The sequence below is a fragment of the Blautia wexlerae DSM 19850 genome (assembly GCF_025148125.1).
GTDB lineage: Bacteria > Bacillota > Clostridia > Lachnospirales > Lachnospiraceae > Blautia_A > Blautia_A wexlerae.
Genome location: NZ_CP102267.1, coordinates 1,403,692 through 1,418,238 on the forward strand (window position 1 = coordinate 1,403,692; position 14,547 = coordinate 1,418,238).

A 14,547-nucleotide genomic window follows, 5' to 3' on the forward strand; every position below is an offset into this window, starting at 1 on the left:
ATTCTCTCTTAACAAATGATCATGAAGTATATTGGTTCATAAATGTTAAGAGAGAATTTTTTATTTTGCCTTATGCACCGGATCTGCCGGGTATCCGCTACGAAGTTTCTGCATTCCACGCTGGAGCGCATCTTTGGAGTTTTTCCAGTCAGCATCCTTATTTCTGTAATCAAACTTATCTGACAGCCATACCAGATCTTCTTCCATACGCTGGAAGTTTTCATCCATCAGCCTGAACATGGCAGGATAAAACTCAGCCTTTTCTTTATCATTCAGATATTTATCTGCACCGTTGCACAGAATCCCGAAGTGATGCAGACAGAAGCCTTTACTGCGCAGAATTTTATTTTTAAATTCATTATCCTGCCGATACAGCCAGAAAAAAGTTTCCACATACCGTTTAAATGTATCCTCAATATTCTGACAGATAAAACAGCTGCAATCCTTAAAAGCAGTCCATGCAGCAATCGGATTCTTATCTGCGCTGGAATCTGAACGGCGGAAACGCGCGAGGACCGAGGATTTTCCGGGTGAAAAAGAATCAAACTGCTTTCTCATCTCTTCCCGAAGTTTATGATAATGAGTCTGAAGAATCAATGCATTCCCAAGAGTATTCCCATAATCAAACATTTTCTTCATATGTACCCTGCAAAATCCCGCCTTATCCGTCTGATCCCGGATGTCACTTTCCATATAAGAAGAACTGTTACCCAGTACAAAATCCAGCGAGTTCTGCTCCAGTTCCCGCTCAATAAAACAGAAAGGACACTCGTCACTGGCATTTACCGCATCATTAAGTGGAATGGTATATAACTTTTCTTTCATTTCTATATACTCCATACATCATAGTTTCTGTTCCCTTTATTGTGCATAGAATTTCCGGGAATGTCAAGCAAAAGATTTCCTGTTACTGTAAACGGGTTACTGTGAACGGAGTGAACAGTAATGATTTCTTTTGCAGAGTTGATTTAGAAAAGGGCAGTATGATATTATATATATAGTTGAATGCAAACATATGTAAAAAATAATCAAAGAGGGATAAGACAAATGATAAAATTACAGCTTCATGAAAACTGGCAGTTGTGCAATATCAGACAACTGGACTGGATTCCGGCACAGATTCCGGGGGATATTTATGCGGCACTTCTTAAGACCGGAAAGATGCCGGATCCGTTCTTTGGGGATAATGAATATCAGGCGAAAGCACTGATGGAGGAGGATTATGAATACAGAACGGTATTTAATTATGAAGAAGCGCAGTTTAAAGATTGTCAGGAAGTGATCCTGAGATTTGACGGGATTGATACGATTGCGGACATCTATCTGAATGGATGTTGTCTTGGAAAAGTTGATAACATGCACAGAATCTGGGAATTCCCGGTAGGAGAGCTGCTTGAAAACGGCAAAAATACCTTACGCGTTATCATTCGCTCTCCGTTGAAGTTCATGGCAGAGGCATTTAAGAAATATAAAAACAGGGGAAATGAAGACACAATTGAGGGATTTATGCATCTGCGCAAAGCTCACTATATGTGCGGCTGGGACTGGGGTGCATGTCTGCCGGATGGAGGTATCTTCCGTCCTGTAACACTTCTGGGAATTGAAACTGCCAGACTGGACAGCGTGTATATCCGTCAGGTACATAAGGATGGCAAAGTCCTGCTGGTTCCGGAAGTAGATGTGGAGACTGTTGATGAGGAAGAGAGCGAAGCAGATGGGTATGAAGGTGCACAGGCACTGGAATATCAGGTGACTGTAACTGCACCGAATGGAACAAAAACCATATGGGATGACTGTCCGGATGAAATGGAGATTGAAAATCCGCAGCTCTGGTGGCCAAATGGACTGGGAGAACAGCCGTTATATCAGGTGCAGGTAGACCTGAAAGCCGGAGATAAGATTGTAGACACCTGGTGCAGAAAAATCGGTCTCCGTGCGCTGACCATGCATAGAGAGAAAGACCAGTGGGGCGAGAGCTTTGCTCATGAAGTAAACGGTTATCAGGTCTTTGCCATGGGTGCTGACTATATCCCTGAGGACAATCTTCTGCAGAGAACATCCAGAGAACGTACCAGAGAATTACTTCTTCAGTGCAAGAGAGCGAACTTTAATACAGTACGTGTCTGGGGCGGCGGCTATTATCCTGAGGACTGGTTCTTTGATCTCTGTGATGAACTGGGGCTGATGGTATGGCAGGACTTTATGTTTGCATGCTCTGTCTATGAATTGACACCGGAGTTTGAGGCAAATATCCGTCAGGAATTTATTGATAATATCAAACGCCTCCGTCATCATGCATCCCTTGCCCTGTGGTGCGGAAACAATGAGATGGAAATGTTTGTAAAGCAGGGCACCTGGGTGACAAAGCCGACAGAAATGAGAGATTATCTGTTTATGTATGAGCGCATTATTCCGGAAGTTCTCAGCGAATACGACCCGGATACCTTCTACTGGCCTGCAAGCCCGTCATCAGGCGGTTCCTTTGATGAACCCAATGATCCGAACCGTGGAGATGTGCATTATTGGGAAGTATGGCATGGCAATAAGCCATTTTCAGAATATCGTAAATATTTCTTCAGATATGCATCTGAGTTTGGTTTTCAGTCATTCCCGTCTGTAAAAACGCTTGAAACAGTAACAGATGATCCGAAAGAATTGAATCCATTTTCTTATGTGATGGAGAAACATCAGAGAAATTACGGAGGAAATGGAAAAATTGCCAAATACATGCAGGCAGCATACCGTTATCCTGAGAACTTCAGCGATTTTGTTTATGCATCTCAGCTTCTCCAGGCAGATGGAATCCGATATGGAGTCGAGCATTACCGCAGAAACCGGGGACGTTGTATGGGTGCAATCTACTGGCAGTTAAATGACTGTTGGCCGGTTATTTCCTGGTCATCCATTGATTATTACGGACGCTGGAAAGCGCTTCATTATTATGCGAAGAGATTCTTTGCGCCTGTAATGCTTTCCTGTGAAGAACAGAGCTGGATGACAGTGGAAGCGGATATGAACCGTCAGCATTTTGAATTTGAAAAATCCATCCGTCTGAATGTGACCAATGAAACGCTGAATGCTCACAGGGTTCTGGTGAAATGGGCAGTGCGAAAGACAGATGCCACAATTCTGAGGGAGGAAGAACAGTGGCTGGAAGTACCGGCATTGTCTGCTGTATGGATGGATAAGGTCGAACTTCCCCAGATTGACTGTTTTAATGAATATGTAAGTTATGAGGCATGGGAAAATGATCAGATTATTTCTCAGGGAACTGTGATTTTTTCCTATCCGAAATACTTCCACTATCTGAATCCCGGACTGGCTGTGCGCGTAGACGGAGATGAGATAGTTGTTAAGGCAGAAGCATATGCAAAGAGTGTGGAAATCCGGAATGAGAATGATGACCTGATTCTTGAAGATAATTATTTTGACATGAATGCAGGAGAATACAGAGTGAAGATACTCGATGGAAAGCCGGATGGACTGAAAGTGCGCAGTGTTTATGATATATAACCTTTATTCATAGTAGTATTTATGGCAGTTTGCGACGAAATTCTGTATAGTAATCCTCTTATATACATAATTTACGAGGAGGGCTATAGAAGGAAACTCGCACTCTGCTGAACTGTCTTGATTGCATTATTTTATGGAATCGCTATAAGATAAAAAATAAGAACCATCACACATTTTATGAAATGATGATGGTTCTTATTTTAGTCTTACATATGAAATTCTTTAACAGATCAGTCAATCTTATCCATAGAATCTTTTGCATTCTGGAGAACTGTGTCAAAAGCAACTGCGGCTTTTGCATATTCTTCATCGCTTTCGATGTTGGAAAGCATCGGATCACCGCTCTCAGTACGGGCAAATGTGTAGAGGTAAACCTCGCCGCTTTCATTCTGACCGTTCTCATCAAGTGGGAGAAGTGCGATATATTCCTTCGCATCTACCGGGAAAACGGTGAGGATCGCACATTCTACCTCTGTATCGTCTTCCATGGTAAGGGTGATTGTCTTGTGGTTTTCAACAGGATCGCATCCGCCGGCTGAACTGCATCCACCACCGCAGGAAGCGCAGTCACTCGGGTTACATCCGCCAGCTGTAAATTCGTCACTCATTTTATATTCCTCATTCTTTCTTATTTATCAGGGACTATGTTTATCTGATGTCAGTTCATTGTAGCAGAAACCGGAAAAAAATGCAATGAGCAGAAACCGGAGAAAAAGAGGTTTTTTACAGTCATGAAACGTGCTATAATAGACCAGAAGCGTTCAGGGGAGAATCGTTAGCAAATGCTGAACAGGGCTAATAAGAAAACAAAGGGGATCAGTTGATTATGAAATTAATCTCATGGAATGTAAATGGTATACGTGCATGCATTGGCAAAGGGTTTGAAGAGAGTTTTGCAGCACTTGATGCGGATATTTTCTGCCTGCAGGAAACGAAATGCCAGCAGGGGCAGGTGAAGCTGGAACTTCCGGGATATTATCAGTACTGGAATTATGCCAACAGACGGGGATATTCCGGAACTGCTGTTTTTACAAAGAAAGAGCCACTGTCTGTGGCGTATGGAATTGGAATTGAGGAACATGACAAAGAAGGACGTGTGATCACCCTGGAATATGAAAAATTTTATCTGGTGACTGTATATACACCAAATTCCCAGAGTGAACTGCGCAGACTGGAATACCGTATGCACTGGGAAGAGGATTTTCTGGCATACTTGTTGAAATTGCAGGAAAGTAAGCCTGTGATCTGCTGCGGGGATTTCAATGTGGCACATCAGGAGATCGACCTGAAGAATCCTAAGACCAACCGGAGAAATGCCGGATTTACAGATGAAGAGAGAGCATGCTTTGGTAAGGTGCTGGAGAGTGGATTTATCGATACATTCCGTTATTTTTATCCGGATGTAGAGGGCAGATATTCATGGTGGTCGTACAGATTCAAGGCAAGAGAGAAGAATGCAGGGTGGAGAATTGACTATTTTATCACGTCTCCACAGTTGAAGGATAAGCTTGAAGGCGCAGAAATCCATTCTGAAATTATGGGTTCCGATCATTGTCCGGTAGAACTTCAGATTACATTATAGCGTTGTATAGTGTTTCTGAAAAGTGTAATGAGCAACAAGAAAAAATATGAAGGAGAGAAAGAGATGGCTGAGAGCAGAAAGATGAAAACAGAAAAGGGGCTGGCTCTTGTGCCTGGTGCAAATCCGTTGGCAGATGGCTGTAATTTTGCAGTTGAGGTACCGGAAGACAGCAGAGCATCTCTGATTCTCTACAAAAAGAGATCAGCAAAACCTTATGTGGAGATTCCTTTTACAGAAGAAAACAGAACCGGAAATGTATATGCAATGTATATTCCGGATTTTAATCTGAAAGAGTACGAGTACAATTTTCTGATAAATGGAAAGGTGTATACTGATCCCTGTGCGTACAGGATTTTGGGACGGGAACGCTTTGGTGCAGAGGTGGGTACGAATCCGCACAAAGTCAGGGGAGGATTTCTTAAAAAAGAAGTTTTTGACTGGGAGAACGACAAAAATCCGGCTATTCCATATCACGAAATGATTCTTTATAAACTGCATGTGCGCGGATATACAAAAGCGAATCGGACGATAACCGGTACAAAGGGAACTTTTCAGGCACTGGAGGAAATGATCCCGTACTGGAAAGAGCTTGATATCAATACAATTGAACTGATGCCTGCATATGAATTTATGGAAAGCGGTACCTGTAAGAATTCTGAATCTGAGAAAATGGTATCTGAGAAGCATACACAGGGACGTGTTAATTTCTGGGGATATATGTATGGCTATTATTTTGCACCCAAGAGATCTTACTGTGCAACAGATGATCCGGAGAAAGAGTTTAAAACATTCATTAAAAAACTGCATCAGGCCGGAATTGCCTGTATCATGGAAATGTATTTTCCACGAGAATGTAATCCTGTGACAGCACTCAGGGCATTGCAGTTCTGGAAGCTTTACTATCATGTAGACGGATTTCATGTATTGGGTGAGGGAGTTTCTGCCAAATTGCTGATGCATGACGGGGTTTTAAGTGATACCCGGCTGATGTTTCACGATTTTGATGAGAGCCAGATCCGGAAAAAAAAGAAACCGGAAGACAAATGTATTGCACAGTATAATCCGGGATTTTTGCAGGATATGCGCCGTTTTCTGAAAAGTGACGAGGATATGGTCTCAGCGGCTGCTTACCATATCAGAAGGAATCCAAATACCTATGCAGTCATTAATTATATGGCCTGTCAGGATGGCTTTACCATGAATGATATGGTGACCTATAATTACAGACATAATGAAGCAAATCAGGAGAATAATCACGATGGCAGTAGTTATAATTATTCCTGGAACTGTGGCGTGGAAGGGCCAAGCAGAAGGCTGCAGATCAGACAGATGAGAGAACGTCAGATCAGAAATGCTTTTCTTATGGTGCTGCTCAGTCAGGGTGTTCCTATGATCTATGGCGGGGATGAGTTTGGAAATTCACAGAACGGAAATAATAATGCCTATTGTCAGGATAATCAGGTTGGATGGATTGACTGGAAAGCACTGAAGAAAAATGAATCCCTGTTTCAGTTTGTAAAGAATGCCATTGCTTTCCGGAAAGAACATCCGATTCTTCATGTTCCAGGAGAAATGTACGGAGTGGATTATCAGACTAGGGGACTGCCGGATGTTTCCCTTCATGGAGAACGCGCATGGTATATGAATTCTGAGAACACATCCAGACTGCTTGGAATTATGTATTGTGGCGCCTATGCGCACCGGGCAGACGGCAGCGAGGATGCTTCCATATACGTTGCATATAACTTTCACTGGGAAGATCGTATTTTTGCGCTTCCTAATCTGGCAGGATACAGAAAATGGAAGAAAGTGATTGATACCAGTGCTGTGAAAGAGAATGGTTTCCTGGAGCAGGAACAGGAAACTTATAGTAAAAAGCTGAAGGTCACACCGCGTACGATCGTGGTGCTGATGGCTGTAGAGGAGGAGAAGAAAGATGCATCCGTGGCTGCACTTTAAAACAATAACCAGACATAAGCTGTTGGTTATGCATTACTGTTTCCGGGCTGGTATGTATAAACAGGGACTGCTTCATGACCTGTCCAAATATGCACCTGTGGAATTTCTGGTTGGATGTAAATACTATCAGGGAGACAGAAGTCCCAACAATGCAGAAAGAGAAGATACAGGAATATCAAAATCCTGGCTTCATCATAAAGGGCGCAACAAACATCATTTTGAGTACTGGGTAGATTATGCACCGGGAGATGAGCATATCATCAATGGTGTGCCCATGCCCCGTAAATATATTGCGGAAATGGTGATGGACAGGATCAGTGCTTCCAGAAATTATCTGGGGGATAAGTATGATCAGCATCAGCCTCTGGACTATTATCTGAAAGGTAAGGAAAAACTGTGGTTTATCCATCCGAAGACAAAGAGAGATCTGGAGGGACTGCTGCGGATACTTAATGATCATGGGGAAGAGGTACTGATTTCCTATATTAAGAATGTTTATCTGAAAAAAGATAAAGCCCTGGAGCGTGTCTGAAAAATCATTCCCGCAATCTGCACGCCCCACTTTGCGGTATATTTTGTCCGAATTCGGTTGTCGTAGCCCACTACGACGCCCTCATCCGAACAAAATCTCCCACAAATTGTGACGCACATCTTGCGTAAAGCATTTTTCAGACACGCTCTGGCAGGCAGAAAACATACAGCAAAAAGAGAATGTAAACAGGCCGGCAGACAGGAACAGATAAATTTCTGATTGACAGAGTACCTGTTTGGGTGTAAAAATATAAAACAGTTACTGTGAAGGTCTTTGCCGGACGGTAACAGTAATAATTCCATAAAATGGCGGAAAAATGTCGAAAAACAAGAAATACACTTGCGTGATGCCAAGGTAATGTGGTAAAGTAACTGGGTACAGAAGTGGTACCCGGTTACTTTTTTGCAGTATATAAAATGACTGTATTCTGTTTTGGGATAAATATGTGAAGGAAACAGAACATATTTTGGCAAATCCGGAGTGTATGAAAAAAGAAGAAAAAAGGAGGAGTAAATTTGAGTGGTACAACAATGGTCATATTGTCCGCATTTGTTGCCTATCTGTTACTTATGATAGTCATTGGTGTGGTTTATATGAAAAAAACAAGCAGCTCGGAAGATTATTTTCTGGGCGGACGTGGACTGAATGCATGGGTAGCTGCTCTTTCAGCACAGGCATCAGATATGAGCGGATGGCTCTTAATGGGACTTCCGGGAGCAATTTATTCACTGGGAACAGGACAGATCTGGATTGCTGTAGGTCTGTTCATCGGAACTGTATTAAACTGGGTGTGTATTTCACACAGACTTCGTAAATATACGATCGCAGCAAACAATTCCCTTACAATCCCGGCATTTTTTGAGAACAGATTTCAGGATAAGAAGAGAATCCTGTTATTGCTTTCATCCATCGTGATTGTAATCTTTTTCCTGGTTTATACAGCTTCTGCACTGGCAGCAGGTGGTAAACTTTTTAACACAGTATTTGGAATTGATTATCATATAGCTCTGGCAATTGGTGCAGCAGTTATCCTCTGTTATACATTTATGGGGGGATTTATGGCTGTATGCGTAACTGACTTTGTACAGGGAACACTGATGCTGATCGGTCTTCTGGTCGTTCCGCTGGTTGCATATCTGACACTGAGCGGAAGTCTGAGTGATCTTCTGACACAGAGCGGAGCGCCGGGTGGAGCAGCAGCTTTCCTGAATCCTTTTGAGAACGGAGAGCGCCCATATACATTTATTGAAATCTTTTCCCAGCTTGCATGGGGACTTGGATACTGCGGCATGCCTCATATCCTTACCCGCTTCATGGCTGTAAAGAGTGAGAAAGAATTAAAAAAATCCAGTGCGATCGCAATCGTGTGGGATATCCTTTCTCTGACAGCAGCGTGCTTTATCGGTATTATAGGTCGTGCATATCTGCTTCCGACTGTACTTGGTGAAAATGGTGCATCTTCCTCAGAGAGTGTATTTATCGAGATGATCAATAAACTGTTTTCCAGTCATCTGGGACTTCCGTTTATCGGAGGAATCTTCCTCTGCGGTATTCTTGCGGCAATTATGTCCACAGCGGATTCACAGCTTCTGGTAACAGCGTCCGCAGCATCTGAGGATTTATATCATCAGTTCATTAAGAAGGATGCAGACTCAAAGGAAATTCTTGCAGTTGCAAGACTTACGGTTATCGTGGTATCTGTTCTCGCATTTGTGATCGCGTGGAATCCGAACAGCAGTATCATGGGACTGGTATCCAATGCATGGGCCGGTCTTGGTGCAGCGTTTGGTCCGACTGTGGTAATGTCACTGTTCTGGAGAAGAACAAACCTTACAGGTGCAGTTGCAGGTATTGTTTCCGGTGGTCTGACAGTTATCGTCTGGGACTATATACCGCTTGCGGCAGGACAGACTCTTGGTTCTTATACAGGACTTTATTCTCTGGCTGTAGGTTTTGCTGTCAGCCTTGTGATGATCATTATCTTCAGTCTGGCTACGAAAGCACCATCCAAAGAAATCACAGATGTGTTTGATAAAGTGGCAGGAAAATAATAGAATAGAAAGACTATCCATTTTCGGATGAATTTGTTATAATGGCAGTAGCGCAAAAAAAGCGTTACTGCTTTTTTAATCTGATAAACTGCGGAGCAGTTATTCGGTGTAGAGCTGCGTAGCGAAGCGGACGATTTTATCCGCTTGATTATTACAAGAAGAAGGTGTCGCACATGAAGAAATATGATTATCTGATAGTAGGAGCCGGCCTTTTTGGTGCAGTATTTGCACATGAGGCCACAAGACGGGGGAAAACATGCCTTGTGATCGATAAGAGAGGTCATATCGGCGGTAATATTTACACAGAAGAAGTAGAGGGGATCCAGGTACACAGATACGGTGCACATATCTTCCATACTTCCAGAAAACAGGTGTGGGATTATATCAATCAGTTTGCAGAATTTAATCATTTTGTGAATTCACCGATTGCAGTCTATAAGGATGAATTATATAATCTGCCGTTTAATATGAATACCTTTCATCAGCTCTGGGGAGTACGTACTCCTGCAGAAGCAAAGGCGAAGATACAGGAACAGATCGCAAGAATGCACATTACTCATCCGAAGAACCTGGAGGAACAGGCGCTTGCACTGGTTGGACAGGACGTATATGAGAAACTGGTAGAGGGATATACAAGGAAGCAGTGGGGCAGGGAGTGTAAAGATCTGCCGGCATTTATCATAAAAAGACTGCCTTTGCGTTATACTTATGATAATAACTATTTCAAAGATCCTTATCAGGGAATCCCCAAAGGTGGATATACACGTATTGTGAAGAAACTTCTGGAGGGTGTACAGGTATGTCTGAATACAGATTTCTTTGCAAACAGAGAAGAACTGACTGCACAGGCAGACAAAGTACTCTTTACAGGTATGATCGATGAATTTTATGACTATTGTTACGGAGAACTGGAATACAGATCACTGAGATTTGAGACAGAAGTGCTGGATATGGGAAATTATCAGGGCAATGCGGTTGTCAATTATACAGATTATGAAGTTCCGTATACAAGGATCATCGAGCATAAACATTTTGAATTTGGTACACAGCCAAAGACTGTGATCACCAGAGAATATCCGGCAGCATGGGAGAAAGGCAAAGAGCCGTACTATCCGGTCAATGACCCGAAGAACAGTGAACTGTTTGACAAATATGAACGTCGCGCACTGGAAGAGAAGAATGTGATCTTTGGCGGAAGACTCGGCATGTATCGCTACATGGATATGGATCAGGTTATTGAAGAGGCGCTGTCTCTGGCAGAAACAGAGCTTACCTATGAAGAGCCATGAAAGTAAATTTTGGGATTGTAAGATAAAGGTAGCAAACAGTTACAGATAAAGTAACCGGAAAGGATAAATATATGACAGACACACCAATAATTGCTCTTTATTACAGAGAGTATGATCCGATGAAAAGAAAGATGTTTCTTGACCAGTCTATTGCTGCAGGCGAAGATGAGGAGGCAAATGCTGTCCGTAAGGAACTGTGGGAACTGCGTTACGGAGAACCTTCAGAGGCAGGTTCCGGTACGCGTGCTGATGGGTATCTGGCGCTTTGGATGGCAATGGAATACAGCAAGGATACAGCGGGAAAGCTGTTTGGTTTAAAGAGAGCCAGAAAAGAAATCGAGAAAAACCTTGCCAGACTGAAATTCAGGGAAATGCAGGAAAAGAGCGAACTTCACAGGGAACTGCTTTACAGAGAATGCTGCCATATGGTTAAGACTTATATGGAACTTTGTGAGAAGGACAAGACATATAATACTACCCTGTGCGGAATTGTTCCTATCAGTGAGAAAAGTGCGAAGAGTAAGCTTCAGAAAGATGTCTATACCACTGCCATTGTGTTTCCGGAAGAAATCAATATGCAGGAAGAACTGGAAATGATAACAAAGGCAGCAAGGGAAGCTTACGAAGCTCATTTTCCGGGAGAAGGCGGATTATAAAGAAAAGCCAAAAAAAATTACTGGAGGCATACATGAACAAAGCAAATTTGACAGCTTATGAAGTTGTAACAGAAGAAAACCTGACAGATATCCATTCCACAGGCTGGCTTCTGCGCCATAAGAAAACAGGTGCAAGAGTTATGCTGATCGAGAATGATGATGAGAATAAAGTATTTAATATCGCATTCCGCACACCGCCTAAGGACAGCACAGGTGTGGCACATATCCTGGAGCACAGTGTACTCTGTGGTTCAAGGGAATTTCCATTAAAGGATCCTTTCGTAGAACTGGTAAAAGGTTCTCTGAATACTTTCCTGAATGCCATGACTTATCCGGATAAAACCTGCTATCCTGTAGCCAGCTGCAATGATAAGGATTTTCAGAATCTGATGCATGTTTATCTGGATGCGGTATTTTATCCGAATATCTATAAAAGAGAAGAGATTTTCCGTCAGGAAGGCTGGAACTATCATCTGGAACAGAAGGAAGGACCGCTGAAATATAACGGTGTTGTATATAATGAGATGAAAGGTGCTTTCTCCTCACCGGATGAAGTTCTGGAACGGGAGATTATGAATCACCTTTTCCCTGATACCACTTATGGATGTGAATCAGGCGGTGATCCGAAAAATATTCCGGATCTTACCTATGAGAATTTCCTGAATTTCCACAGAACTTATTACCATCCATCCAACAGCTATATTTATCTGTATGGAAATATGGATATGGAAGAGAAACTGGCATTCCTGGATGAGCATTATCTGTCGCATTTTGATTATCTGGATGTGGATTCTGTTATTCAGGAACAGAAAGCATTCGGAGCATGCCAGGATGTGACTCTTGAGTATCCGGTTGCTGAGAATGAGGGAGAAGAGGACAATACCTATCTTTCTTATAACATGGTTGTGGGAAATGCTGCGGACAGTCAGATGGCAATGGCATTTGAGGTATTGGATTACGCACTGTTAAGCGCACCGGGAGCACCGTTAAAGCAGGCACTTCTGGATGTAAAAGCAGGCAAGGATGTCTATGGATCTTATGATGATGGTATTCTCCAGCCATATTTTACAGTAATTGCAAAAGGTTCCAATCCGGACAGAAAAGAAGAATTCGTATCTGTGATCAGACAGGTACTGGGAGATATTGTTAAGAATGGAATTGATAGGAAAGCTGTAGAGGCAGGAATCAATTACTTTGAATTCCGCTATCGTGAAGCTGATTTTTCCTCTTATCCGAAAGGACTGATGTACAGTCTGGATATTCTGGGAGACTGGCTGTATGAAAAAGGAAATCCCTTTGCACAGGTACAGCAGCTTACAGTTTTTGAAAAACTGAAAAAGGCAGTAAACGAAGGATATTTTGAAGAACTGATCCGTAAATATCTTCTTGAGAATCCACATGGATGCATCATGACTCTTGTGCCGAAGAAAGGTCTGGCAGCCCAGCGTGAGAAAGAGCTGGAGGAGAAGCTGGAAGCATACAGAAGCAGTCTTTCTGAAGAACAGCTGGATGCAATGGTTGAGAAGACGAAAGCACTGGAAGCATATCAGGAAGCCGGCGAAGATCCAAAAGCACTGGAGTGCATTCCGATGTTAAAGAGAAGTGATATTAAAAGAGAAGCTGCAAAGATCATAAATGAAGAATTAACGGTAGATGACAGTCTGTTCCTTTACCATGACGTATGCACAAATGGCATCGGTTACGTAGACCTGATGTTTAAGACTGACAGTATTGCGCCTGAGCAGATTCCTTATCTGGGACTTTTGAAATCCGTACTGGGTTATGTGGATACAGAGAATTACACATACGGAGAACTGTTTAATGAGATCAATGCCAATACAGGCGGTATCAACTGTGGGGTAGAGGTTTTTGACAGAGCTGATTCTACAGAAGAGTTTCAGGCTATGTTCTCTGTAAGAGGTAAGGCACTTTATACGAAAATGGATTTCCTTTTCAAAATGATCGGGGAGATCCTGAACAGCTCGAAACTGGAGGATACCAAGCGTCTCTATGAGATTGTTGCATCTGTGAAGTCCAGGGCACAGGTAAACCTGACAGGTGCCGGACATTCCACTGCTGTACTCAGAGCAGCTGCATATTCTTCTCCGATGGCTGCATTTCAGGATGAGATGGCGGGAATCGGATATTATCAGTTTATCGAGAAACTGGAAAAAGATTTTGAACAGCGAAAAGAGGAAACTGTAGAAGAGCTTTGCAAACTGATGAAAAAAATTCTCCGTCCGGAGAACTTTATGATCAGTTATACAGGTGAGAGAGAGTCCCTGGAGACAGTTCAGAAACTGGCGGGAGCTGTAAAGGCAGGACTTGGCACAGAGCCGGTGGAGAAATCGGAAGAGAAGCTGACCTGCACAAAGAAGAATGAGGGATTTAAGACTTCCGGACAGGTCCAGTATGTGGCTCAGACCGGTAACTTTAAGAAAAAAGGCCTGGAATATACAGGTGCACTGGAAATTCTGAAGGTTATCTTAAGTTATGATTATCTGTGGATGAATCTGCGCGTAAAGGGCGGTGCATATGGATGTATGAGCGGATTTAAGAGGAATGGTGAGAGCTATCTGGTATCTTATCGCGATCCTCATCTGAAACGTACACTGGATGTATATAAGGGGATTCCGGATTATATCCGCAATTTTCAGGCAGATGAGCGCGAGATGACAAAATATATCATTGGTACCATCAGCGGAAAGGATGTTCCCAGGACACCTCAGATGAAAGGTTCTGTTTCCAAGACAGCATATTTCTGCGGTGTGACAGAGGAGATGCTCCAGAAAGAACGTGATCAGATTCTGAATGCGTCTGCAGAGGATATCCATGCACTGGCCGAGATTATAGAGGCAGTTCTGGCAGCAGATCAGATATGTGTGGTGGGAAGCGAGAGCAAGGTGGCTGAGGCCTCTGATGTACTGATGGAAGTGAAACCACTGATCAATTGTTAAAAAAGGAA

Annotated in this window: 11 protein-coding genes and 1 pseudogene; 9 read left to right on the top strand and 3 right to left on the bottom strand. The window is 42.8% G+C overall.

The annotated features are described in order from the left end of the window. Positions 1–60: 60 nt before the first annotated feature. Entirely contained in the window at positions 61–825 is a 765-nt protein-coding gene (locus NQ550_RS06485; protein ID WP_025577189.1) for a DUF6062 family protein, read from the bottom strand. A 222-nt stretch (positions 826–1,047) separates the two neighbouring features. Between NQ550_RS06485 and NQ550_RS06490 the strand changes: the two genes are divergently transcribed. Beyond that, positions 1,048–3,513: a beta-mannosidase gene (locus NQ550_RS06490; protein WP_025577191.1), complete on the top strand. Its 2,466-nt coding sequence runs from the start codon at positions 1,048–1,050 to the stop codon at positions 3,511–3,513. Between the two features lie 230 nt (positions 3,514–3,743). Here the strand turns inward: NQ550_RS06490 and NQ550_RS06495 are convergent, their stop codons facing one another. Beyond that, entirely contained in the window at positions 3,744–4,121 is a 378-nt protein-coding gene (locus tag NQ550_RS06495) for a DUF1292 domain-containing protein (RefSeq protein ID WP_025577193.1), read from the bottom strand. A gap of 218 nt (positions 4,122–4,339) precedes the next feature. Between NQ550_RS06495 and NQ550_RS06500 the strand changes: the two genes are divergently transcribed. The 3 genes from NQ550_RS06500 to NQ550_RS06510 are packed head-to-tail and all read left to right on the top strand — an operon-like array spanning position 4,340 to position 7,586. Beyond that, positions 4,340–5,095 carry an exodeoxyribonuclease III gene (locus NQ550_RS06500; protein WP_025577195.1) on the top strand — a complete coding sequence of 252 codons (756 nt, stop codon included), beginning with the start codon at positions 4,340–4,342 and terminating at the stop codon, positions 5,093–5,095. 27 nt (positions 5,096–5,122) lie between these two features. Then, complete coding sequence (locus tag NQ550_RS06505; RefSeq protein ID WP_081703168.1) at positions 5,123–7,054, top strand: Type II secretory pathway, pullulanase PulA and related glycosidase; 1,932 nt, start codon at positions 5,123–5,125, stop codon at positions 7,052–7,054. After that, a complete protein-coding gene (locus NQ550_RS06510; RefSeq protein ID WP_025577200.1) occupies positions 7,032–7,586 on the top strand; it encodes a DUF5662 family protein in 555 nt (184 codons plus the stop codon). The genes NQ550_RS06505 and NQ550_RS06510 overlap by 23 nt, the downstream gene beginning before the upstream one ends. On the opposite strand, the pseudogene NQ550_RS22770 reads toward NQ550_RS06510, so the two are convergent. Beyond that, positions 7,550–7,666, bottom strand: a pseudogene (locus NQ550_RS22770) (DUF6783 domain-containing protein); the annotation flags it as partial. The gene NQ550_RS06510 and the pseudogene NQ550_RS22770 sit on opposite strands and share 37 nt — an antisense overlap. Here NQ550_RS22770 and NQ550_RS22775 point away from each other — a divergent pair. The 5 genes from NQ550_RS22775 to NQ550_RS06530 all read left to right on the top strand — a co-directional run bounded on the left by NQ550_RS22775 (position 7,625) and on the right by NQ550_RS06530 (position 14,539). Beyond that, positions 7,625–7,714: a DUF6783 domain-containing protein gene (locus tag NQ550_RS22775; RefSeq protein WP_329288283.1), complete on the top strand. Its 90-nt coding sequence runs from the start codon at positions 7,625–7,627 to the stop codon at positions 7,712–7,714. The pseudogene NQ550_RS22770 and the gene NQ550_RS22775 sit on opposite strands and share 42 nt — an antisense overlap. A 387-nt stretch (positions 7,715–8,101) precedes the next feature. Then, positions 8,102–9,637 (top strand): sodium/proline symporter PutP, encoded by a 1,536-nt coding sequence (gene putP / locus NQ550_RS06515; protein ID WP_025577201.1) that lies wholly within the window; start codon positions 8,102–8,104, stop codon positions 9,635–9,637. Between the two features lie 173 nt (positions 9,638–9,810). Next, entirely contained in the window at positions 9,811–10,926 is a 1,116-nt protein-coding gene (glf, locus tag NQ550_RS06520; RefSeq protein ID WP_025577203.1) for a UDP-galactopyranose mutase, read from the top strand. 71 nt (positions 10,927–10,997) lie between these two features. Beyond that, positions 10,998–11,582: a DUF6553 family protein gene (locus NQ550_RS06525; protein ID WP_025577205.1), complete on the top strand. Its 585-nt coding sequence runs from the start codon at positions 10,998–11,000 to the stop codon at positions 11,580–11,582. Positions 11,583–11,614: 32 nt separating this feature from the next. After that, positions 11,615–14,539, top strand: a complete 2,925-nt coding sequence (locus tag NQ550_RS06530; protein ID WP_025577207.1) for an insulinase family protein — start codon at positions 11,615–11,617, stop codon at positions 14,537–14,539. The last annotated feature ends 8 nt before the right edge of the window (positions 14,540–14,547 follow it).

Bases quoted from the DNA above. Each gene is read 5' to 3' on its own strand.
- NQ550_RS06485 (WP_025577189.1), bottom strand. From the start codon at position 825: ATGAAAGAAAAGTTATATACCATTCCACTTAATGATGCGGTAAATGCC.
- NQ550_RS06490 (WP_025577191.1), top strand. From the start codon at position 1,048: ATGATAAAATTACAGCTTCATGAAAACTGGCAGTTGTGCAATATCAGA.
- NQ550_RS06495 (WP_025577193.1), bottom strand. From the start codon at position 4,121: ATGAGTGACGAATTTACAGCTGGCGGATGTAACCCGAGTGACTGCGCT.
- NQ550_RS06500 (WP_025577195.1), top strand. From the start codon at position 4,340: ATGAAATTAATCTCATGGAATGTAAATGGTATACGTGCATGCATTGGC.
- NQ550_RS06505 (WP_081703168.1), top strand. From the start codon at position 5,123: ATGAGCAACAAGAAAAAATATGAAGGAGAGAAAGAGATGGCTGAGAGC.
- NQ550_RS06510 (WP_025577200.1), top strand. From the start codon at position 7,032: ATGCATCCGTGGCTGCACTTTAAAACAATAACCAGACATAAGCTGTTG.
- glf (WP_025577203.1), top strand. From the start codon at position 9,811: ATGAAGAAATATGATTATCTGATAGTAGGAGCCGGCCTTTTTGGTGCA.
- NQ550_RS06525 (WP_025577205.1), top strand. From the start codon at position 10,998: ATGACAGACACACCAATAATTGCTCTTTATTACAGAGAGTATGATCCG.
- NQ550_RS06530 (WP_025577207.1), top strand. From the start codon at position 11,615: ATGAACAAAGCAAATTTGACAGCTTATGAAGTTGTAACAGAAGAAAAC.